At 34.7% G+C, this 21,042-nt stretch carries 23 protein-coding genes; 4 read left to right on the top strand and 19 right to left on the bottom strand.

Going from position 1 to position 21,042, the window contains the following annotated elements:
• Nucleotide 1: 1 nt before the first annotated feature.
• Nucleotides 2-2,821 (bottom strand): RecB-like helicase, encoded by a 2,820-nt coding sequence (locus tag Q0Y61_RS00330; protein ID WP_297809576.1) that lies wholly within the window; start codon nucleotides 2,819-2,821, stop codon nucleotides 2-4.
• A 135-nt stretch (nucleotides 2,822-2,956) separates the two neighbouring features.
• On the opposite strand from Q0Y61_RS00330, the gene Q0Y61_RS00325 reads away from it, so the two are divergent.
• Nucleotides 2,957-3,856 carry a DnaJ C-terminal domain-containing protein gene (locus Q0Y61_RS00325; protein WP_297809574.1) on the top strand — a complete coding sequence of 300 codons (900 nt, stop codon included), beginning with the start codon at nucleotides 2,957-2,959 and terminating at the stop codon, nucleotides 3,854-3,856.
• A gap of 9 nt (nucleotides 3,857-3,865) precedes the next feature.
• The gene (locus Q0Y61_RS00320) at nucleotides 3,866-4,234 is read left to right on the top strand and encodes a helix-turn-helix transcriptional regulator (protein ID WP_297809572.1); all 369 of its coding nucleotides are present in this window, start codon (nucleotides 3,866-3,868) and stop codon (nucleotides 4,232-4,234) included.
• 41 nt (nucleotides 4,235-4,275) lie between these two features.
• Here Q0Y61_RS00320 and thiE read toward each other — a convergent pair whose 3' ends face one another.
• Complete coding sequence (gene thiE, locus Q0Y61_RS00315; RefSeq protein WP_297809570.1) at nucleotides 4,276-4,908, bottom strand: thiamine phosphate synthase; 633 nt, start codon at nucleotides 4,906-4,908, stop codon at nucleotides 4,276-4,278.
• Between the two features lie 65 nt (nucleotides 4,909-4,973).
• Here thiE and hypF point away from each other — a divergent pair, with 65 nt between their 5' ends.
• The gene (gene hypF / locus Q0Y61_RS00310; protein ID WP_297809568.1) at nucleotides 4,974-7,340 is read left to right on the top strand and encodes a carbamoyltransferase HypF; all 2,367 of its coding nucleotides are present in this window, start codon (nucleotides 4,974-4,976) and stop codon (nucleotides 7,338-7,340) included.
• A gap of 45 nt (nucleotides 7,341-7,385) precedes the next feature.
• Here hypF and Q0Y61_RS00305 read toward each other — a convergent pair whose 3' ends face one another.
• The 6 genes from Q0Y61_RS00305 to Q0Y61_RS00280 form a co-directional block, all read right to left on the bottom strand.
• Complete coding sequence (locus Q0Y61_RS00305; protein WP_297809566.1) at nucleotides 7,386-8,225, bottom strand: c-type cytochrome; 840 nt, start codon at nucleotides 8,223-8,225, stop codon at nucleotides 7,386-7,388.
• 9 nt (nucleotides 8,226-8,234) lie between these two features.
• On the bottom strand, nucleotides 8,235-9,461 hold the full coding sequence (locus Q0Y61_RS00300; protein WP_297809564.1) for a cytochrome bc complex cytochrome b subunit: 1,227 nt from the start codon (nucleotides 9,459-9,461) through the stop codon (nucleotides 8,235-8,237).
• 10 nt (nucleotides 9,462-9,471) lie between these two features.
• Nucleotides 9,472-9,975, bottom strand: coding sequence for a ubiquinol-cytochrome c reductase iron-sulfur subunit (gene petA, locus Q0Y61_RS00295; protein WP_297809562.1), 504 nt, complete (start codon nucleotides 9,973-9,975; stop codon nucleotides 9,472-9,474).
• A gap of 262 nt (nucleotides 9,976-10,237) precedes the next feature.
• Nucleotides 10,238-10,732 (bottom strand): hypothetical protein, encoded by a 495-nt coding sequence (locus Q0Y61_RS00290; RefSeq protein ID WP_297809560.1) that lies wholly within the window; start codon nucleotides 10,730-10,732, stop codon nucleotides 10,238-10,240.
• A complete protein-coding gene (locus Q0Y61_RS00285; RefSeq protein ID WP_297809558.1) occupies nucleotides 10,722-11,783 on the bottom strand; it encodes a hypothetical protein in 1,062 nt (353 codons plus the stop codon). The genes Q0Y61_RS00290 and Q0Y61_RS00285 overlap by 11 nt, the downstream gene beginning before the upstream one ends.
• Nucleotides 11,784-11,799: 16 nt before the next feature.
• Nucleotides 11,800-12,084: a hypothetical protein gene (locus tag Q0Y61_RS00280; protein ID WP_297809555.1), complete on the bottom strand. Its 285-nt coding sequence runs from the start codon at nucleotides 12,082-12,084 to the stop codon at nucleotides 11,800-11,802.
• Between the two features lie 369 nt (nucleotides 12,085-12,453).
• Here Q0Y61_RS00280 and Q0Y61_RS00275 point away from each other — a divergent pair, with 369 nt between their 5' ends.
• Nucleotides 12,454-12,663, top strand: a complete 210-nt coding sequence (locus Q0Y61_RS00275) for a transcriptional regulator (RefSeq protein WP_297809553.1) — start codon at nucleotides 12,454-12,456, stop codon at nucleotides 12,661-12,663.
• A gap of 145 nt (nucleotides 12,664-12,808) precedes the next feature.
• On the opposite strand, the gene ychF is transcribed toward Q0Y61_RS00275, so the two are convergent.
• The 11 genes from ychF to Q0Y61_RS00220 form a co-directional block, all read right to left on the bottom strand.
• Nucleotides 12,809-13,915 (bottom strand): redox-regulated ATPase YchF, encoded by a 1,107-nt coding sequence (ychF, locus tag Q0Y61_RS00270; RefSeq protein ID WP_297809551.1) that lies wholly within the window; start codon nucleotides 13,913-13,915, stop codon nucleotides 12,809-12,811.
• 9 nt (nucleotides 13,916-13,924) lie between these two features.
• A complete protein-coding gene (locus Q0Y61_RS00265; RefSeq protein WP_297809549.1) occupies nucleotides 13,925-15,346 on the bottom strand; it encodes a leucyl aminopeptidase in 1,422 nt (473 codons plus the stop codon).
• 1 nt (nucleotide 15,347) lies between these two features.
• A complete protein-coding gene (locus tag Q0Y61_RS00260; RefSeq protein WP_297809547.1) occupies nucleotides 15,348-15,932 on the bottom strand; it encodes a DedA family protein in 585 nt (194 codons plus the stop codon).
• Between the two features lie 445 nt (nucleotides 15,933-16,377).
• Nucleotides 16,378-17,163 carry a glutamate 5-kinase gene (gene proB / locus Q0Y61_RS00255; protein WP_297809545.1) on the bottom strand — a complete coding sequence of 262 codons (786 nt, stop codon included), beginning with the start codon at nucleotides 17,161-17,163 and terminating at the stop codon, nucleotides 16,378-16,380.
• Nucleotides 17,150-18,271, bottom strand: coding sequence for a GTPase ObgE (gene obgE, locus Q0Y61_RS00250; RefSeq protein WP_297809543.1), 1,122 nt, complete (start codon nucleotides 18,269-18,271; stop codon nucleotides 17,150-17,152). The genes proB and obgE overlap by 14 nt, the downstream gene beginning before the upstream one ends.
• A 145-nt stretch (nucleotides 18,272-18,416) precedes the next feature.
• Complete coding sequence (gene rpmA, locus Q0Y61_RS00245) at nucleotides 18,417-18,674, bottom strand: 50S ribosomal protein L27 (RefSeq protein ID WP_297809540.1); 258 nt, start codon at nucleotides 18,672-18,674, stop codon at nucleotides 18,417-18,419.
• A gap of 18 nt (nucleotides 18,675-18,692) precedes the next feature.
• Nucleotides 18,693-19,007 carry a 50S ribosomal protein L21 gene (gene rplU / locus Q0Y61_RS00240; RefSeq protein ID WP_297809832.1) on the bottom strand — a complete coding sequence of 105 codons (315 nt, stop codon included), beginning with the start codon at nucleotides 19,005-19,007 and terminating at the stop codon, nucleotides 18,693-18,695.
• A 106-nt stretch (nucleotides 19,008-19,113) separates the two neighbouring features.
• Nucleotides 19,114-19,329, bottom strand: a complete 216-nt coding sequence (locus Q0Y61_RS00235) for a hypothetical protein (RefSeq protein ID WP_297809538.1) — start codon at nucleotides 19,327-19,329, stop codon at nucleotides 19,114-19,116.
• Between the two features lie 21 nt (nucleotides 19,330-19,350).
• The gene (locus tag Q0Y61_RS00230; RefSeq protein ID WP_297809536.1) at nucleotides 19,351-19,857 is read right to left on the bottom strand and encodes a hypothetical protein; all 507 of its coding nucleotides are present in this window, start codon (nucleotides 19,855-19,857) and stop codon (nucleotides 19,351-19,353) included.
• Between the two features lie 58 nt (nucleotides 19,858-19,915).
• A complete protein-coding gene (locus tag Q0Y61_RS00225; protein WP_297809534.1) occupies nucleotides 19,916-20,629 on the bottom strand; it encodes a PD-(D/E)XK nuclease family protein in 714 nt (237 codons plus the stop codon).
• Between the two features lie 37 nt (nucleotides 20,630-20,666).
• A complete protein-coding gene (locus tag Q0Y61_RS00220) occupies nucleotides 20,667-21,038 on the bottom strand; it encodes a RidA family protein (RefSeq protein WP_297809532.1) in 372 nt (123 codons plus the stop codon).
• Between the last annotated feature and the right edge of the window lie 4 nt (nucleotides 21,039-21,042).

The following is a 21,042-nucleotide window of genomic DNA, read 5'->3' as shown; positions in this document are numbered from 1 at the left end:
CTTAAACTTCAACTAATCTTCCTTCACCTTGTGTGTAGAAAATATATCCATAAGTTTCTTTTTGTAACATAAACCTTACAGATTCTATATACTCACGCACTTGTATTAAGTGTGATTCCTTTGGCGCACCACTCTTATAATCAACAACAAATGCTTCTTTATCGCCTATCACTAAAAGGTCTAAGCGTTTTTGTCTGCCACAAGAAAGATAAGGAATTTCACATTTTACCTTTCCTTTAGCCAAAATTTCAATTAATTTTTGATTTTTTATCACAAAATTGCATTGAGTTATAATTTTTTCTAGTTCTATACGCGTCAAATAGAATCCCATTTTATTGTCTAAAAGCTCTAAAATTAGCTCATTAGATAATAAATTTTTGAGCTTTTGTTCCATTACAAAATGTAATGCGATTCCACGATAAATTGCTTTTAAATTACTAAACCCCTCTTCTTTTCTGCTATTCTCCAGTTCATTCTCCCCAATATACATCTCTTTTTGTCTTCCTAAGTTTTCTAAAATCGGTTTTGTAAGTGTAACCCTGTAAAAAGGCATTAGAGATTCTAAATTTTGTTTTTTTTGATGCTTTTGCATTTGTATAGCGTTTTTTAATTCTCCTCTCTCTTGCTCTTCTAACTGCAAAAATCCAAAAGCACTTTTTTCATCAAGGCAAAAAATGTTCATTGTATTTTTAGCACGTGTTAAGGCGACATAAACCTGATTTTTTAAATCTTGCATTTCTAATGCCTCTTCTTTACAAAGAGCATTTTGATACGCATTATCTAAATGATTCCTAATTTTGTTGGAATGTTTAAAAATTCTTTCAATTTCTATGCCACTCTCTTTAAATTCAAAAAATATATTTTCTCGTTGATGACTACTCCCATTGATTTTATCCACTACAAGCACATTTTCAAATTCTAATCCTTTAGATTTATGAATTGTCATAATGCGAATCCCAGAAAAATCACTTGAAACAATATCTAATGCTAATCTCTCTACTTGCTCCAATAACTCATTGATTTCATAAAACTGCAAACAAGATTCCAAAAATTTCTTTGCACTCAAGCTTGCAATATGATAATACTCCATAATTTTCAATAAGATTTTTGCAGGTTCTTTAATTTTTATAATAGAATCCAAAAATTTTTCTAAATTTTTATTTTGCGATTCTGTAATTTCCAAGCCCAAAAGCATAAAAAACTCTTGCTTAAATTGAATATTTTTTGTTTGTATATATTTTAAGATTTCAATTAAAGCACGCACCTCATTATGGTTAATTAATTTTGCGCTTGTATCCATTACGACTCTTATGCCTTTTTCTTGTAGAATTTGTGCTAATTCTACGACTGATTTGTTATCAAATACCAAAATTGCTATTCCCTCTTCCTTTGCACCTAAACTTTTTAAACTCTCCAAACCTTTAAAGACTTCTAAATAAAGGCTATCTTTTGTGAATTTTTGGACTTGTACATAACCATCCATCTCTACCTTTGGAATCTGGGGAATAAAGTCTTGAATTGCACCTTTAAAAATATCATTGACAAACTCTACAATATGCCTAGAACTACGATAATTAGCCTCTAAAACTTGACATTCCATTCCTTGACTTGCAATCTTAAATAACTCTGGATTTCCTCCACGAAAGCGATAAATAGATTGTTTAATATCCCCAACATAAAAAAAACTACGTTCAAAGTTTTTTGCCCCCTTCCCCCCCTTTATCTCTTGAATTAATGGCTTTAAAATCTCATATTGCAAGATACTTGTATCTTGAAACTCATCAATCAAAATATGATTAAGCGCACTATCTAATCTAAAATATAAAAAATCCTTATCTAAAATATTCTTAGTTAATAAAGCATAAACTTTTGAAGCCACCGCATTAAAACTTAAGCAATTATTTTGTTGGTAGTATTCCTCCTTTGCCTCTAAAAAAGATTGAAAAATCTGATAAAGTTTCTCTAAATATTCTGCTTCCTCTTCTAGTAAAACCCGATAAATTGTTTTTTTCAATCTTTCAAAATCCCCTGGATTAAAAGGAATCTTTTTAAATCCTCTATAATCCTCAATATTTTCTTTCATAAGCCAAGTTTTGCCTTTTTCAAGCAAGTTTGCAAAATCCTCAAAATCTAGACTAGATGGAATCTCTCCTTTTTCGTTATAATAAGCATCTTTTAAACGATTAGCGTATTCCATTGCCTGTATTCTAGTATCAAAGCCTTGTCGTTTTTCTTTTTGCATTATTTGAGGCACAAAAAGTGATGGGGTCAACATTTCTTTAAAAGAATCTAAAAATACACATAAATTTAGGAGATGATTTAAAGTTTGTTTTTTTTCATAACAAATTTCCACAATCTGCTCAAAATCAATCCTTTCTAAGCGAGATAAAAAGATTTCTGTAATGGAAACTAAATCGTCCTCTTGTAGCCCAAAATTTTGTTCCACTCCTGCATACCAACAAAAATTTTTCAAAATCTTTTGTAAAAAAGCATCAATAGTTGTAATCTTCAAATCCTCACACAAAAACTCTCTATAAATCTGATAGATTTTATCTTGCCACTTCTGCCAATCTTGTTCATCTTTGATAGCAATAAACTCAAATTTATTAATATACTCTCTATTATTTTTATTATCATAAAGTTCTTTAATGTTTTTAATAATTCGTTCTTCCATTTCTTGGGCGGCTTTTCTAGTAAAAGTAAGCGTTAAAATGCTTGATGGCTTTGCACCTAAAAGCAATAGATTCAAATAACGCATTGTTAATTGATAGGTCTTGCCACTCCCTGCGCTCGCGCTCAAACATAAAAGGGGATATTGCATAAATTCCTCCAAAATTTATAATTATAACACTAAAACTAAAAGTGTTCAAATCTTATAAAAGTTGATTGACTTAAACTAAAGTTTTGTTATATAATAAACTAAAAGTTTATCATTTTTATTTTTAAGGAATCAATAATGTCAAAAAGTCTTTATGATACCCTAGAAGTATCCCAAAATGCAAGTAGTGAAGAAATCAAAAAGTCTTACCGCCGTTTGGCAAGGAAATACCACCCTGATATTAACAAAGAAGCAGGAGCAGAAGAAAAATTCAAAGAAATCAATGCGGCTTATGAGATTTTAAGTGATACCAATAAACGCAAACAATATGACCAATTTGGTGATTCTATGTTTGGTGGGCAAAATTTCCACGATTTTGCACGAGGGCAAGGCAATGTTAATTTGGACGATATTTTAAGTCAAATTTTTAGTGGTGGATTAGGAGGAGGCTTTGGAGGAGCTAACTTTCGCAATACGGGTTTTAATGGATTTAGTAGTGGCGGATTTGACTTTGGAAATGCGGGTTTTAACACGCAAAACCAACCTAATTTAGATATAAATGCACAGATTACAATCCCTTTTATCACAGCAGTTTTAGGAGGAAAGCATAGCGTAAAAGTGCAAAACCAAAGTTATGATATTAAAATTCCAGTGGGCATCAAAAATGGAGAAACGATTCGCTTAAAAGGTAAAGGCAAAACAATGGGGACACAGAATGGAGATTTGCTCTTAAAAGTCAGTGTCGCACCCCACCCACAATATAGCCAAGAAGGAGATGATTTAACCAAAAAATTTGATTTGCCCCTTAAAACTGCATTATTTGGAGGTAAAGTTGAAATAGAAACTTTACAAAAAACTATCACGCTCAAAGTGCCTAAAAATACTAAAAATTCCCAACGATTCCGCGTTAAAGGGCTAGGTGCAATGAATCGCAAAACAAAAAATTATGGTGATTTGTATTTGGAAGCAAATATCATTTTGCCTGATTGTGATTCTATACCTAATGAATTAAAAATTGCACTTGAAAAATACCTATAAGGAGTTTAAATGTATAGCTATGATGAACCGGTTTATTTGATAAGCGTTGTAGCCAAGATTCTAGCAATTCACCCACAAACCTTGCGACAATATGAGCGCGAAGGTTTAGTGGAGCCTGGTAGAACTGATGGCAAAATGCGTCTTTATTCGCAACGTGATATTGACAAAATCAAGATGATATTACGCCTAACACGAGATTTAGGAGTAAATCTTGCAGGTGTAGATATTATTTTGCGTCTCAAAGACCGACTAGATGAACAAGATAAAGAAATTGAGGAATTGCATCTTAGTTTAGAAAAAATTAAAGCAAATCAACCAAGTAAATCTGTCATCAAAAAACAAAGTTCCTATGAGGTAATTATTTTTGAAAAATCCTAATGAATTAACATAAAAAACAAGGATGAGAAATTTTATAATCCTTATACAATAGGCTGCCAATTTTTAGCAAGATTTTGAATATTTTGCACAATATCTCCTTGCCAAATATTACTAATACACGCAATCATTTGTGCGTGCTTTAGTTGCGCAACATTTTTTGCATTGATACCACCAATTGCACAAGCAGGCAGGGAATAAGGCGTTGCATTAAAAGATTCAAACAGACTTAAATCAATCCTTTTAGCCTGCGGTTTTATTAGGGAAGGGAAACAAGTCCCAAAGGCAACATAATCTACTCCGACCTCTTTTGCAACTTTAGCTAACTCCAAGCTTCCATAGCACGAAACTCCTAAGATTCCATTATAATGGGAACGGATTTGACGCAATTCTTCTAAACTATAAAGTGTGCCGTCTTCTTTTTTTCCAATATGCAAAGCCTGAACATTAAGAGTTATTGCTAATTCTATCCTATCATTCAAAACAAAAATCACATTAGAATCCTTACAAAGTGGCTCTAATTTGTAACAAAGTTCTGCAATTTCTTCCTCATTACTTTTTTTGTCTCTCAACTGAAAAAGTTTAATTCCACCCTTGATTGCTGCTTGTAAGGATTTCTCTAATTTATCTTTGGGCGTTAAATCTTTATCACTAATTGCATAAATTCCTCTTAACATTATTCAATTCCTAATCAAAAATATTTTAAAATTCTATATCTTAAAGCATTAAAGAGAGTTTGAAAATGCTAAAAAATCAGAATAAAAAGAGTTTGCCCCTCACTTATGAATTGCACTTACAAGGAATCGTGCAAGGGGTGGGATTTCGCCCCTTTGTGTATAGAATCGCAACACAGTACAACCTTCAAGGTTTCGTGCGGAATGATACACAAGGTGTTTTTATCCTAGCACAAGGTAGCAAAGAGCAATTAAATGCTTTTATTCTAGATTTACAAAATCCTCCAAATGCAGCAAAAATTATGAGATTTACCCAAAATATCATCAAGACCGATAAACTTTACCGAGATTTTAAGATTCAACAAAGTGAGCAAAATACGCCCTTAAGTGCTACAATTCCAGCAGATATTGCACTTTGTCAAGACTGCTTAAAAGAATTATTTGATGTTAATAATCGCCGTTTTGGCTATGCATTTATCAGTTGCACTAATTGTGGGGCAAGATATAGTCTCATCTCTACTTTACCTTATGATAGACAAAATACCGCAATGGCAGCATTTAAAATGTGCAAAGAATGTCAAAATGAATATGATAATCCAAACTCACGTAGATTTCATTCAGAAATTAACTGCTGTCAAGTCTGCGGACCAAAATTATTCTATGTAAATAATATCCAACAATTTATAACATTGAACATTCTACCCAATGTTTCTGATTCCACATTATGCGATAGGTTAGAATCACAAGATACACATTTCATTTCCAATCCTCTAAAAAATGCAATTCAGGATTTAAAAAATGGTAAAATCCTTGCCATTAAAGGAGTCGGTGGATATGCTCTTGTATGTAACGCACTCAACACAGAAACCATTGCAACACTAAGAAAACGCAAATGTCGCCCTAAAAAACCTTTTGCGATTCTTTGTAAAGATTTATTAATGGCAGAACATTATGCACAATTAAATGCAAACGAAAAAGAAATCCTCACTTCCCCTATTGCTCCTATTGTATTGGTTGAAGCAAGGAAATCTAGTGCCTTACCCCTAGATTTAATCGCACCTAACCTCAACACTTTAGGTATCATTTTACCTTATGCTCCCTTGCATTATTTGCTAACGTATTCATTAGATTTTCCACTGATTTTTACAAGTGCTAACTTAAGTGGGGAACCTATTATCAAAAGTTTTGGTGCAATCATAGAATCTTTAAAAGAGGTATGCGATGGTGTCTTATTTTTTAACCGCGATATTTTAAATTCTATTGATGATAGCCTTGTAAGAGAATGTAATTCAAAGCATCAAAAAAATATACAAGTTTTGCGCCGCGCCAGAGGGTTTTTGTGTGATATTCCTCTTCCTATGCACGAGAGCCAATCTCAAAACTTTATCGCTTTAGGTGCCCAACAAAAGGTTACCTTTTGCTTACACTTCCGCAATAAAACACTGCTAAGCCCTCATTTGGGGGATTTAGACAATTTAGTAAGCCTTCATAACTTTACTAATACACAACGACTTTTTTGCAACCAATATCAAACGAACTTTGATACTCTTGTGTTAGATTTACACCCCAATTACACACAACGTCATTTAATCCACCAAAGAGCACAAACATACTTTGTGCAACATCATTTTGCGCATTTGCTTTCAAATATCGCAGAAAATTCCATTACTTGCGAAGTCTTGGGTGTTATTTTTGATGGAACAGGTTATGGTGAAGACGGGAATCTTTGGGGAGGAGAATTTTTAAAATGGAATCCAAACAAACCTTTGGAATTTTCTCGTTTTGCACATTTTGATAACTTTACACTTTTAGGAGGCGAACAAGCAATTAAAGACATTAGGAGACTTGGTTTAGAAACTTTATTTTGTGCTTTTGGTGAAGATTATGTGCAACTAGACTTGTCTTTGTTGGAATCCCTCAAGCAAGATTTTGGGGATAATGCTCTTTCATTATTTTATAAACTCCATAAAGCAAGAAGTAGAATCCTTTGTGATTCTGTTGGTAGATTATTTGATGCAGTAAGCGCAATTTGCGGTGTTTGCCTAAAAACAAATTATGAAGGAGAAGGGGGAATGATTTTAGAATCCCTAGCGACAAAAAGCAAAACTCCAAAAGCTTATCCTTTTGAAATACGAGATAATATTATCTTATGGCAATTCTTAATCCAAGAGATTTACAAAGACTTAAGAAATGAGATTTCATTATCACAAATTGCACTAAATTTTCACTTCACTTTAGCTCAAATCATTGCTGAAATTGCAAAAGATTCCACTCATATTGCACTAAGCGGAGGATGTTTTCAAAATAAACTCTTAACGCAATTTGCCTTGGAAGCATTATCTGATAAACGAGTTTATTTACATCACCAAATCCCTTGTAATGATGGTGGAATCAGCTTCGGACAGGCTTATTATATGCAACTAAAAATGACTTGAGTTAAAATGTAAGCAAGGGGGGACCTTGCCTAAAGAATCTAATTATTAATGCACATCGTGCCAAATTTTACGTTTCCAAAGATAAGCCACTATACCCATAATTATCATAAAAATAACAAGTTTATAGCCAAGCGCCTCACGTTCAGCCTTTTTGCTATCACCAACAGATTCCATATACGCAATTACTTGGTTTTCTGCATTTTCAGTTAAACCAACACGCGGCATTGCAGTTCCTGCAAGACGTTTTTGCGGGTCGTTAATAAAAGTATGTAGATAATCTAAACTTCTACTACGAATCATCATAGATAAATCTGGAACTTTAGTGCCTAAATAATCTACCATATCTCCTTGCGCATTCCATTTGTCATAACGCACACTATGGCAACGACCACACGCATCAATAAATACTTCTTTATTGCTTAATTCTTGAGGAGCAATACTGATTAAATAAGTAACAATATCTGCAATTTCTTGGTCACTCATCCAATCATAAGCTGGCATTGGGTGATTCCCATCAAACTTATGTGTTTGTTTAGTAGCGACAGAGGCATTTTTAATAACATTACCCAAAAAGTTTTTTTCATAGATTAAACCTGATGAAGACAAATCTGGAGGAACAACACCATAAGCTGCAAGTGCATCTTGTGGGGTAAATGGGGACTCCATACCTTCCACTTTGATTGAGTGACACGCGAGACAATTTGCATTAACAATCTCTTTACCATTTGCGGCATTGCCTTCCAATGTAAGTGGTGTCAAATCCGTGAAATTGTAGTCTGCTGGAGCAACTTTTGGATTCATCTGACTATGTGCAAAGGGTTCAACACCCCAATAAATAATCCCTGTCAGCACAACAACAACGATTAATGCTAAGAACTCTTTCATTCTCACTCCTTAATTCTGTTTGTCTTCTAGCTTGGTTATAATTGGCAAAATAACAAATAATAATGCCAAAAATGCAATCGTAGCAGCAAAACCAATATAAGCATTCGCACCTGTTGGTGGAAGTTTGCCCCAAATGGTCAAAATAATCATATCTGCAACCAAGAGCCAAAAGAATACCATAAAGCCCGGTCGTTTATGTGCAGGTGCTACAACTTTACTTCTATCTAGCCAAGGCAAAAGCATAAAAACAACATTTGCGATTCCAAATGCAATCAAACCTAAATCAGCACTAAAGAAAAAACCACGTAAAATCTCATAGCTCCATAAAAAATACCATTCAGGATAAATATGTGGTGGTGTTTTAAGATGGTCAGCTGGATCAAAGTTAATTGGGTCAAGCGCAAAAGAAAAATGATAGCAAGTCAGATAGAATAAGATAGCTAAAAAGAAACTTGCTACGAAGAAATCCTTAGATAAGAACATAGGCCAAAATGGAATCACTTTGGATTCTTTTTTGTTTCCTGCTTTAAATTTCTCTGCTTCTTTTTCAAAGTCTAACTCTTCCCCATAAGCGTTATTTACGTGTGGAATCCTTAAACTATAAAAATGCACTGCAATTACGAGCATAATGACGACAGGTAATAATACAACGTGGAGCATAAAAAATCTTGTCAAAGTTGCATCAGCTACAATGAAATTACCGCGAATCCATACGACTAAATCCGCTCCAATCACAGGGATTCCACCAAATAAGTTTGTAATAACTGCCGCTGCCCAATAACTCATTTGTCCCCAAGGAAGCATATAACCACTAAAAGCTTCTGCAGAAAATAAGCCAAAGAGAATCATTCCTGTAAGCCAAATCATTTCTCGTCCGCGCTTATAGGAACCATAATAAATTGCAACAAACATGTGGATATAAATTACCAAGAAACAGACTGACGCACTCACGGCGTGTAAATGTCTCCATAGCCAACCATACTTTACTTCTTGCATAATCGTATAATTTACACTATCAAATGCAAGTTTAGTATCTGGCTTGTAATACATTAACAAAAATAATCCAGAAACCACTAAAAGACTGAATAATACTACCAAAACAACACCCATTGCCCAAAGGAAATTAATGTTTTTTGGAATCCAATATTCTGTCATCAAAACTTTCATCAAAGGCTTTACTGCAAGTCTTTGATCTAACCAATCAATAATACCATTTGCTTCACGAATTTGTGCCATTTACTACTCCTTATGCCTTACCTACAAGCTTGAGGTATTCAGGACCTTCTTCACCAAGCACCAATTTTGCACCCTCAATTTTAAAAGGTGGAATCGCCATTGGAGTTGGAGGAGGACCAAACACATTTCTACCGCAAGCATCAAACCGCCCGCCGTGGCAAGCGCAATGAAATTCTGTGGATTTAGAATCATAAGATGGAATACAGCCCAAATGGGTGCAAATCTGGATACCCAAACTATAATCTGCATTACCTACAACCACATCTCTTTCTTCACATTTTTTCATTTCCGCAGTTTTTTTAATGACATATACAGGTGTTCCTCTGTACTCAACTTGTCTATATTCGCCCTCTTGCATACTGCTTAAATCAATAGTTGTGAAACCAGCTGAAACAACACTTGGTAGAGGGTCCCAAGAAGATTTCATCGCAACCAATGATGCACCTACACCAACAGCTGCAATGCCTCCTAGAGCCATACCAAGGAAATCTCTACGATTGACATTCTCTGCCATCTATTTCCTCCTCATTGAAACAATTCTTAATTTTTTTGTTAAGAAACTTTATATTCTATCAAAAGAAAACTTTAATTTTAAGAAACCTTGCGAAATTCCACACTAAAAACTTCAAAATGTTTCAAATGTTCAAAAATATTATGGAATCCTGTTTGTTACTTATATGGAAAGTTGGATTCTGATAGCAAAATTATTTTCAAACCCAGAAATTCATCACATTATTATGCTTAATTTCGAACTTGAGTGATTATCGCCAAGCTCCCTATGATATTTTTAAGCCAAAAATTCTAGCCACAAAGGCTTTAAATAAATAAAGAAAAACTCTTCCTCTTTTTGAACGATGGGCAATTATCAAACCCTCCCCCAATTTGTAAGAGGTGTAATTTTTAATCTTTAAAGATTCTTGATAATCTGCATAAGATTCTAATGGAGGCAGTTTGAGTGCTGGATTTTTAGCAATTTTATCTTGGTATTGTTTTTGCTCCTGCTTGTAGGAAGCATAAATGTAGCTTAAAATGCAAGGCAATTTTATCATTCCCCACAGGCTTTTAGAATTTAAAACCATAGCATTTCCAAGCCTATAAGCAAGATGTGATTTCATGCGCAAATCTGCCCCCACTAGTGCTGCTTTAGAGTTTTTTAATGCTCTGATTTGTCTCTCTAGGGAATTAAATTTGTTTTTATCCATTCGCACACAATATTCTTCTATGATTTCTTTTATAATCCCGACATTGGGGACTAAATGACTAAAAATCATATTCAGATTCTACTTTACACTCCATTGGAATAATCTCATAGTCCCACTTACCGCCACGAGCAAGATAAAACTCTACCACATCAATGTAATCAATGTCTGCACTAACTTTTGCCTCTTTAGCCAACCACACGCTAGGTTCGCTCATCGGCTCATTTTCTGTATTAATCCTAAAACAAGTCGCTTCATCAACCCATAAAATATCCCTTAAAGAATGCACAAGCAAGATTCCCCTTTCAATTGTTTTGACAATCTTTATCTGTGTATTTTCTAATATAAAACTCATTTTATTTCTGTTTTGCAGTCCAAAATTCCACACCTTAACCCCAAGCACTGCATAGCCTTTAGTATCACGCGTAAAATAAAGCCTACATTCACGTGTTACTCTATAAGTTGTCTCTTGATATACAGAATTTCCATAATGAAATGGCGGTAGAGATTCCGCACCAATAAGACTAGCAGGAGCAAGAATCTTAAAATATGGCAAAGTTTGCGCTTTGCTTGCATTAGACTTTAAGGGTTTAAAATCCGCTAAAGATTCTATGATTTTCTCCCCCAATAAAGACATTAATGAAAAGAGTTGATGATAGGTATCATTGGTATTAAAGAACTGAATCAAGCCTTGTGCTACATACCTTTCTTGCATATCTATGACATTAAAACCATAATGGTTTGCATTTTCCTTTAAAAATGCGTTAAGCGCAGGATTATCATTCACAAATGGCAAAATAAGCCAAATCACTCTTTTGCCCAACCGATACAACTCCTCACACAGCCAAGCAAGATTCCTTCCAATGACTTGGATGCTAAAGCCTTGTAAAATCATATGAGAATCGTTAATGTTCGTTTCTATGACGATAAAATCCGCTTCTTTTAGTGCCTGTTTGTTTTTGCTATGAACTATTTCAAAGAGATTCTGTAAGCTATTCGTGGCACCGAGTGCCAAATTTGTAAGCTCTATATGTTCTTGCTTCAATCCCTGCTGCAAGCCTTTGAGTATAGCGGAGTTACTCCCGCCAAGTAAAACTAGCTTAGTTTTTTTGGATTTTAACAAATATTCCCACCAATCTTTACAGAGTCTGTAAATATTTCTTAATTAGATTAGCAAGTTTCTCGCTTTGCTCTTGTAGATGACAAGAGATTTCATATTTAACTTCGACAATTTGTGGTTGTGTCTCTTTTATCATGTCAATCCAACGATTTTTAAAAACCTCATCAGGCACTTGCTTATCATTTTCCTTTAAAATTTTATTAAAATCCGTTACACTATGACCATGTGTTCTTGTAGCAAAAACACAAACTTCAATGTTTCCTTGAAATTCTTTACAAAGAGTTTCGTAGCTTTCCCTTACCATTTCGCTGGCACTAACAAAACCTATAGTTTTACTATCACACTCAACAACAGCTATAAAATCACCATATTCAAGATATTTTAAAACCTTTAATTTTGATTACTCTTCTGATAGAAATTTCAAGAAACACCAAAGTATCGTCGTGGTTTTCCCAGAATTTGGCTGTCTTAAATTGTATAAAATGCTTAATCTTAGCCATTTTAACTCCTAAAATAGAAAAATTAAAGTTAGAATTATTTTCCTAATATCCTTAATTTATAACACTTTAATATTTCTATATTCATTCATAAATTAGTTTAATATTTCAAGTGTTTTGAATAAACAAAATTTAATGTAAAATGAGAGAAAAAGCTAGAGAATTAAGGTAAAAGTTTGATTAAAAAAACTAAACGAGATATGGCATATTATTTAGATATTGATGTTAGCACTTTATATAATTGGAGAAAATACAAACCAAATCTTTATCGTATTGTTATGCTTGGTTTTAGATTTGATGAAGCAATAGAGCAGAGCAAGAAAAACTGTGAATCCCTTTTAGACTCAGATAATAGCATAAAAGATGAAATTGAAAGATTTAGATAAATCTAAGCTTAAGGTGAAGCAATCCATAATACAGAATCTCGCCTTTAAAGATTCCATTGTAAATTTTTGTAAAATTATGGATTGCTTCGTTTATGCTCTGCCTCGCAATAATGAGGATTCAAGACTGCCGCTTTGTCTTAAAAACCTACACATTAAACCTAAAGTGCATTACATCGCCATCTTGCACAATATAATCCTTCCCCTCTACACGCATTGCACCTGCTTCTTTGGATTTCGCCTCACCGCCATATTGAATAAAATCTTGATAAGAAATCACTTCAGCACGAATAAAGCCCTTTTCAAAATCTTTATGAATCACTCCTGCAGCCATAGGTGCTTTATCTCCCTTGTGAATCGTCCAAGCACGCACTTCTTTCACTCCAGCGGTAAAATAGCTAATCAAGCCTAACTTTTGGAATCCCAAACGAATAATAGCGTCCAATCCACTCTCACAAACGCCCAATTCTTTGAGAAACTCTACTTGCTCCTCTTCACTTAAACTCACAAGTTCCTCTTCAATCTTAGAACAAAGCTTAATGACTTCTGCACCCTGCTCTTTTGCGTATTTTTTTAATTGCAGCACAAAATCATTATCGGATTCCAAACCCTCTTCATCAACATTTGCACCATAAATAATCTCCTTGTTTGTCAAGAATCGCAACTCTTTATCCAAAAACAAAAACCATTCATTCTCTTTTTCTTGAAATGTCCGCACAGGCGCACCACTCTCAATATGCGTCAAAAGCAAACTTGCAACTTCTAACTGCGCCTTTGCTTCTTTATCTGTGCCACTTTTTGCACTTCTACTTAAACGCTCCACACGTTTTTGCAGAGTTTGCATATCTGCAATGAGCAATTCAGTCTCAATAATCTCCACATCACGCAAAGGCTCAATGTTACCCTCTACGTGCGTAATGTTAGAATCCTCAAAGCAACGCACAATATGCAAAATGACTTCTGTTTCTTTGATATTTGCTAAAAACTGATTTCCCAAACCTTCGCCTTTACTTGCTCCTTTTACAAGCCCTGCAATATCTACAAACTCCACTACGGAATGTTGAATCTTTTGCGGATTAACGATTTTTGCTAATTCTAAAAGTCTTGCATCTGGCACAGGCACAATAGCTTTGTTTGGTTCAATCGTGCAAAAGGGATAATTCGCAGATTGTGCATTTTGTGTTTTAGTTAATGCGTTAAAAGTCGTAGATTTACCTACATTTGGAAGCCCTACGATTCCAATAGATAATCCCATAAATATCCTTTATTTCACTTGGTTTAAAATAAACTGCACTAAAGAGCGCACTCCTGCACCACTTGCTCCAAAAGGATTTACCCCCCAAGATTTTTCTACATAAGCAGGACCAGCAATATCCAAATGTAACCACTTTTGCACTAAAGATTCCTCCACAAATTCACTTAAAAACATTCCTGCACTAATTGCACTTCCATAACGCGTGGAAGGAATATTACATAAATCTGCCACTTCGGAATTAAATAACTTCCTTAAATAAGGATTAAAAGGCAAGATTCCGCTTAACTCTCCCGCTTCAAATACTGCGTTACTAAACTCTTCTTTTAGCTTCTCATTATACCCCATAATTCCTGTGCTATAATCTCCCAATGCAACAACACAAGCCCCTGTAAGTGTAGCAATATCAATTAAAAAATCAGGCTTTAAATCACTTGCAAAACTTAGACAATCTGCTAACACCAAACGCCCTTCTGCATCAGTGTTACGCACTTCAATACTTTTTTGATTACGAGCAATTAAAATATCATCTGGCTTATATGCATTTCCCCCAATCATATTTTCTGCCAATCCCAAGATTCCGTGCACTTCTATTGGAATGCCAAGTTTTGCCACAGATTCTAATACCCCAATTACTGCACACGCACCACTCTTATCGGATTTCATTGTTGTCATATAATCACTTGGCTTTAAACTTAATCCACCAGAATCATAGGTTAAACCTTTACCCACCAACACAATTTTTAATAATTTTTTACCTTTTATTTTAGGCTTATAGCTTAAATGCACGAGATAAGGCTTATTTGTGCTTGCTTTTGCCACAGCTAAAAATGCTCCCATTTTCTCATTTTCTAAAAACTTTTCATCATAAACTTTGCATTCAAATTCAGATTCTTTTGCCACCTTTTTTGCAAAATCTGCAATATACTTTGGTGTTGCAATCCTAGGCGGGGTGTTGATTAACTCACGCACTTGATTGACACTATTACTTAAAATTTCAGATTCTTGAATTATCTTTTTGATCTCTACTTGCTCTAGTTGAGTAGAATTTAGATAAATTTCTTTTAAAAAACTCTCATTTTTTTTACTTTTAAAAGTATCAAATCCATACGAGCCAAGCAAAATTCCCTCACAAACTTCCCTTGCCTCCTTTTTTGATTCCACTTGAATGGAAGCGGATTTTATCTGTAATTTTCTAATCACTCCAATTGCAGTTGCTAACGCATCACGTATTGCATTAGGAAAAGGATAATTATAGCTTTCGATCCCTACAAAAAACTTTCTACTTTCTTCTATGAAACAACACCCTTCCCCTTTATAATTCCGAATCCCTAATAGATTCTTTTCAACCTTGTTTAAATTTTTTGGTAATTTTTTATTGCGCAAAAGGATAATTTCTAATTCTCCTTTTTTAAGTTTTGGTAAGATTTTCATTTCACTTTCCTATAATTTTTTGTTCCACTTTTGCGGTTGCTCTGTGTAAATAGTAATAAATTCCGCCACCAAGAATTACTGCAAATGGAATAGCTACATAATAATGTTCTTTGCCATAATGCACAATCTGAAGTAATTGCTCTCCAAAAAAATAAGCCAACAAAATAGTGATTGCTGCCCAAACGATTGCACTCATTAAATTAATAAAAGCAAAAGTTTTTGCACTATATCGCGTAACACCAATACTCATTGGAATCACCGTGCGCATACCATACAAATAACGTTGCAAGAAAATAATAGGCCAGCCATAACGTTGTAAAAGCAGATGGGCTAAAGCAAACTTTCTACGTTGAGTTTTTAATTTTTTGTAAATAAATTGTTTATTATACCGCCCAATATAAAAATAAACTTGGTCTCCCACAAATCCGCCGAGTCCAGCTACAAGAATCGCAATAGGAATGCTCATATGCCCTGTATGGCACATAATTCCAGCCATAATCAAACCAAGTTCACCCTCTAAGGTACTCCAAATAAACAAAATAATATAGCCATATTCTTGTAGCCATTGTGTAAAGAGTTCTTCCATAGTAAAATTTTCTTAAATTAAAATCAGTGCGGGATTTTAGCAAAAATTTGCTTAACCTTTTATATCATTATGCAATGCAATATTGTAATCAATTTAAATTATCTTCGCTGCGGTTTTACAACCACAACAAGACTTGAAATTCAAACTCAATTTTATGTAAATAACGAGTTGATTCCTTGAATCTAAAAAGGCATTCACAAGCGTTTTTCCTTCTAGACTTTTGAATACCCACCCAAAGCACCGCCAATACCTCCTGTATCCTCACCATGCTAACATTCCAAATGATATTTTTCATCTCATTTAACTTCCTTTAAATTTTAAATGAATAAGGAATATTACAAAAATGAATTATTAAGAGGCTTTCAGCAATATTTATCCCTTTGGTTTTACCTTAAGATAAAATATTGATAAATTCACAGATTCTAATGCTTTCTTTATAAAGGCATCAAACCTCACGATAGGGGGTAAATAATGTGCCTTTATCGTGTTTAGAATGAAATAAAAAATCTTTTAAAATGCTCAAATCTTTTCCACTAGAAAGAAACATTTCTTTTCCATTTTCTAACAAAAATTGTGCAGCTTTAAGCTTTGTTACAATTCCACCTGTGGCAAAAGCATTGTTAGGTGTAGCTTCTGCTTCTAGTTCTTTTTGAGAAATACTTGTTACGATTTTACGAATTTCTGCGTTAGGATTCTCCTTTGGATTCTCCTCATAATACCCATCAATATCGCTTAATATAGCCAAAAGTGAAGCATCAAAAAAATGCGTAACATACGCAGAGAGTTGATCATTATCGCCAAATCCTAAAAACATTAACTCACTCGTGGTGGTTACATCGTTTTCATTAATAATAGGCAAAACCTTATTTTTCAACAATACTTCCATTGCGTTACGCGCATTTTGTGTGCGTTTCCTGGAATCCAAATCATAACCCGAAAACAAAACCTGCGCACTTAGGATTCCATATTTTTTAAGAGCCTCTGCATAAGTCTGCATTAAAAGTGGCTGCCCAATTGCCGCAAGGGCTTGTTTGTTAGCCAAAACCTTTTTGTCCAATTCTAATGCGATAAATCCAGAAGCCACCGCTCCAGAGGAGACTAAAATCACTTCATAAGTTGCGTTAAGTTCGCTAATAAGTTGCGCAAGGGATTCTATCCTTGCAAGATTAATCCTTTGATTCTCTACCAAAATCGCACTGCCCACCTTAATGACAATTCTATTTTTGCGCATTTAAATCCTTTAAACTTGTATATAAAAGGAATCGTAAAGATTCTAAATTTTTCCTACTTACGCTTGAAACACCTATTGCAAAAAGAGGCAAATTTAAATCATACTCGCTTTTAAAATCTTCTTTAGTTTTTTGCATAAATAGCAAGGAGTTCTCTCCCTCTTTTAATCCAAAGCCAAGTTTGCCTAAAAACTGAATTATAGAATCTTGATAACTTTGAAATTCTACGTTATCAGGTTCTAACAAATTTTCGTTTTGTATATCAATTTTAGAAAACATAATGCCAAAAGGACGTTTAGTAAGCGGGATACTAAAACACTCTAACTCTGTTTTTAAGGTTGTGAATTGTTCCTCTAATGTGCGGTAATTTGTCAAATCTAGCACAAAAAGCAAGAATCGTGTGCGCTCAATATGGCGCAAAAACTCTAGCCCCAAGCCTTTGCCCTCACTCGCACCCCCAATGATTCCGGGAATATCCGCAATCACAAAGGATTGATACTCCCCGACATTGACGATTCCAAGTTTTGGAATAAGTGTCGTAAATTCATAATTTGCAATTTCAGGCTTTGCGTTAGAAAGCACCGATACAAGCGTGGATTTTCCAACATTTGGAAAGCCTACAAGCCCCACATCGGCAATCAACTTCAACTCCAAGAGAATTTGCTTTGTAATGCCCAAAAGCCCTTTTTGTGCGTAAATCGGGCGTTGGTTTGTGGAGCTTTTAAAATGCGCATTGCCTAAACCCCCTTTACCACCCTCCAAAAACAAAATCTTTTGGGATTCCTCTACCAAGTCTAGCAAAAGTTCTCCGCTTTGGCTATCAAAAACCTGCGTTCCGGGAGGGACGATAATCACTAAATCCTCACCCTTTTTGCCATATTTATTGCGTCCTTCCCCGGGCTTGCCATTTTGAGCCTTGAAAGTCTTATGTCCTCTAAAATGCGAAAGTGTGTCGGTGTTTTTATCTACTTGAAAATACACGCTACCACCCTTGCCGCCATCACCGCCATCAGGTCCGCCATTTAAGACAAATTTCTCTCTACGAAACGAAACTGCGCCCTCACCACCTTTGCCGGAAGACACAAAGATTTCAACGCTATCAACAAACATCAAATAACCTTAAAAGTTTAGCTCTAGGATTCCACTACGAATTATGATTTGAATACCAAAATTAAAGATTAATATTAAAATCAAAACCCAAAAAACTATTTAATAAATTAGGCGGAATCCCGGGCGGAATCCCGCTAAAGAAGCTTTAAGAAGCTGGGATAACAGAGACTTTTTTGCGCTCTCTATCTTTTCTTTCAAAAGAAACAATCCCATCAATTAATGCAAAAATTGTATGGTCTTTGCCTATTCCCACATTATTTCCGGGATGCACTTTTGTGCCTCTTTGGCGGATAATAATATTGCCCGCACGAACAAACTGCCCACCAAACTTTTTAACACCTAAGCGACGTCCTGCAGAATCGCGGTTATTCTGGGTGCTACCCTGACCTTTCTTGTGTGCCATTTTAACTCCTTAACAATCTTAAGCCGCGATTTTTACCACGCGCACACGCGTAAAATCTCGTCTAAAGCCTCGTTTTGTTTTGCTATCTTTTCTACGACGTTTCTTAAAAGTGATGACCTTTTTACCTCTGCCCTCATTGATGACCTCTAGCTCCACCTTTGCGCCACTTACATAAGGTGCACCAAGCTTAATGTCTCCGCTATCGCAGATTGCTAAAACTTCGCTCACTTCAACTTTTGACTTTGGCTCAAGGTTTAAACAATCTAGCAAAATAACATCGCCTTCTTGCACCTTGTATTGTTTGCCTCCATTCGTGATGATTGCATACATTATACAATTCCTTAAAATTTGAAGTTCTTTATCTTTTATTAAAGCTAATAAAAGCTGGGATTTTATCTAAAATTTTATTAAGATTACTTGAAAGAGATAAAAAGGGATTCTATATTTCACTAGATTTTGGGAGAGTGCGCGGATCAATGGATTTAATCAGGGATTGGATTCCCTCATTATACATCTCTTGCGTGTAGATTCTCTCTCGCATTTTAAATCCCGCTTCAATAATATTAAAAAGCTCGGGCTTGGTGTATTTCCACCTCTGCAAGGTGCGCGTAGTAATGCGCAAGATTCTCGCCTTATCTTGTTGCGTATATTTCATATAAATTTCCTTACTGATTACTTATTTATTAATTCCTAAACAAGAACTATAAATCTCTTTAATGCGAGAATGATTTTGCTGCAGAATACGATTTAAATGACGCACTTTTTCTTTATTGTCATTAATAAAACTCAAAACACCCTCTTTCATTTCTACTAAAGTAGAAAATTCTATTTCATCAACAACAAGACAATGGATACCCTCTTTATCGCTTTGACAATATTCATCTTGTAATTCCAATTTTATCTCTAATATTTCCTCCATTTCTTCTCTAAATTTTTGTCTTTTGTCGTCTTTTGGTTCGTAATAATATTGTTCTTCTAAAAATCCATCATCTTCCAAATAAATATCACAACTAAGTCTTATACCTTCTTTCGCTTCCCCACACCAAACACCAAAACCAAAACACAGAACATTATCTTCGTCTTCTAGCAAGAAAAGTAGCTGGCTATTATCCACACCTTGAGCCAACTTTAACCCACCCTTTTCGCACACATAATTAGCAATAGATTCAGCTGCTACGCTCAAAATCCCCTCTTTGTTACGGATAATTTCAAGTGCTATTTCTAATTCCTTTTCCTTATTTTCAAAAAAAACCTTTTACACTCATTGTATTTCCTTTTGTTTGAAGTAATTGTTGTAAAACATCAATATAAAAGCCAAGTGCGGAATCTAAATTTTTAATATTACACACCTCATATTTTGCATTTTCAAGCCATTGCATAATTTCCTTGCCATAAGCAATTTGCCTGTATAAAATCCGCTTTTTATTGCATACAAGCACATCATCTTGAATCTCCCATTTTTTCCCATTATTGTTTAAACTAAAATCACTTGGCGCATCTCCATAAAGAGTAAGGTAAATGACGACAATATCATCGGCTTGAGTAATTTCATACTCTTGTTCAATCTTTTGAATATATCTTGCAATCTGCCCCTGCTGGTCTCCTGCCCAAATTTTATTTTCTAGGATAATGTGCTTTTTGCCATTACTTATAAATATGTCTATATTTTTGTATTCTTTCTTTACATACACATTTTTGCTATTTCCAAACCATTCTTTAAGATTCATCTCATCAAGAAATAAATCTAAAAACAAATTTTCTTGATAATGCAAACCGCGCACATCAAGGAGTGAGTAAATCATTCCACTATGCATACGCACTTCATCGTGCATTTTTTGCACACAAAGCAGGGGATTATAATCATTATGACCACGTTTTTTGCGCTCTTGTATTTGAAGCAAAAATTCCCAAAAATCATCACAAAATAAACTTAAATCAGAATCTTGTATATCCATAATTTTCCTTATTTACACATTTGCAAAACTTTATTCACTACGCCAACGCCATACACTCAATCTCCACCAAAGCATTTTTGGGCAATGTTTTGACCGCTACCGTGCTTCTAGCGGGTTTATGCTCTCTGAAAAATTCCGCATAGATTACATTCACAAGCACAAAATCCTCCATATCGCTCAAAAAAATCGTTGTTTTAAAAACTTGTTGCAAACTACTTCCTCCTGCCTTTAAAACCTCGCTAAGGTTGTTTAGCACTTGTCTTGTTTGCGCCTCAATGCCCTCTACTAAGATTCCTTGCGGATTCAATCCAATCTGTCCTGAAGTATAAATAACTCCATTGACAACCATCGCTTGAGAATATGGACCAATCGCTTGGGGTGCGTTTTGCGTTGCAATAACATCTAACATTGCT

Source organism: uncultured Helicobacter sp. (assembly GCF_947367035.1).
Lineage (GTDB): Bacteria > Campylobacterota > Campylobacteria > Campylobacterales > Helicobacteraceae > Helicobacter_D.
The sequence above is the reverse complement of the archived record's forward strand: the minus strand, read 5'-3'. Positions and strand labels throughout refer to the sequence as shown.

Bases quoted from the DNA above. Each gene is read 5' to 3' on its own strand.
- Q0Y61_RS00235 (WP_297809538.1), bottom strand. From the start codon at position 19,329: ATGAAATATACGCAACAAGATAAGGCGAGAATCTTGCGCATTACTACG.
- Q0Y61_RS00260 (WP_297809547.1), bottom strand. From the start codon at position 15,932: ATGGAAGAACTCTTTACACAATGGCTACAAGAATATGGCTATATTATT.
- Q0Y61_RS00290 (WP_297809560.1), bottom strand. From the start codon at position 10,732: ATGATTTTTAGTCATTTAGTCCCCAATGTCGGGATTATAAAAGAAATC.
- hypF (WP_297809568.1), top strand. From the start codon at position 4,974: ATGCTAAAAAATCAGAATAAAAAGAGTTTGCCCCTCACTTATGAATTG.
- Q0Y61_RS00330 (WP_297809576.1), bottom strand. From the start codon at position 2,821: ATGCAATATCCCCTTTTATGTTTGAGCGCGAGCGCAGGGAGTGGCAAG.
- Q0Y61_RS00225 (WP_297809534.1), bottom strand. From the start codon at position 20,629: ATGGATATACAAGATTCTGATTTAAGTTTATTTTGTGATGATTTTTGG.
- petA (WP_297809562.1), bottom strand. From the start codon at position 9,975: ATGGCAGAGAATGTCAATCGTAGAGATTTCCTTGGTATGGCTCTAGGA.
- Q0Y61_RS00320 (WP_297809572.1), top strand. From the start codon at position 3,866: ATGTATAGCTATGATGAACCGGTTTATTTGATAAGCGTTGTAGCCAAG.
- proB (WP_297809545.1), bottom strand. From the start codon at position 17,163: ATGCGCAAAAATAGAATTGTCATTAAGGTGGGCAGTGCGATTTTGGTA.
- ychF (WP_297809551.1), bottom strand. From the start codon at position 13,915: ATGGGATTATCTATTGGAATCGTAGGGCTTCCAAATGTAGGTAAATCT.
- thiE (WP_297809570.1), bottom strand. From the start codon at position 4,908: ATGTTAAGAGGAATTTATGCAATTAGTGATAAAGATTTAACGCCCAAA.
- Q0Y61_RS00265 (WP_297809549.1), bottom strand. From the start codon at position 15,346: ATGAAAATCTTACCAAAACTTAAAAAAGGAGAATTAGAAATTATCCTT.
- Q0Y61_RS00280 (WP_297809555.1), bottom strand. From the start codon at position 12,084: ATGGTAAGGGAAAGCTACGAAACTCTTTGTAAAGAATTTCAAGGAAAC.
- rpmA (WP_297809540.1), bottom strand. From the start codon at position 18,674: ATGGCACACAAGAAAGGTCAGGGTAGCACCCAGAATAACCGCGATTCT.
- Q0Y61_RS00300 (WP_297809564.1), bottom strand. From the start codon at position 9,461: ATGGCACAAATTCGTGAAGCAAATGGTATTATTGATTGGTTAGATCAA.
- Q0Y61_RS00220 (WP_297809532.1), bottom strand. From the start codon at position 21,038: ATGTTAGATGTTATTGCAACGCAAAACGCACCCCAAGCGATTGGTCCA.
- obgE (WP_297809543.1), bottom strand. From the start codon at position 18,271: ATGTTTGTTGATAGCGTTGAAATCTTTGTGTCTTCCGGCAAAGGTGGT.
- Q0Y61_RS00325 (WP_297809574.1), top strand. From the start codon at position 2,957: ATGTCAAAAAGTCTTTATGATACCCTAGAAGTATCCCAAAATGCAAGT.
- Q0Y61_RS00305 (WP_297809566.1), bottom strand. From the start codon at position 8,225: ATGAAAGAGTTCTTAGCATTAATCGTTGTTGTTGTGCTGACAGGGATT.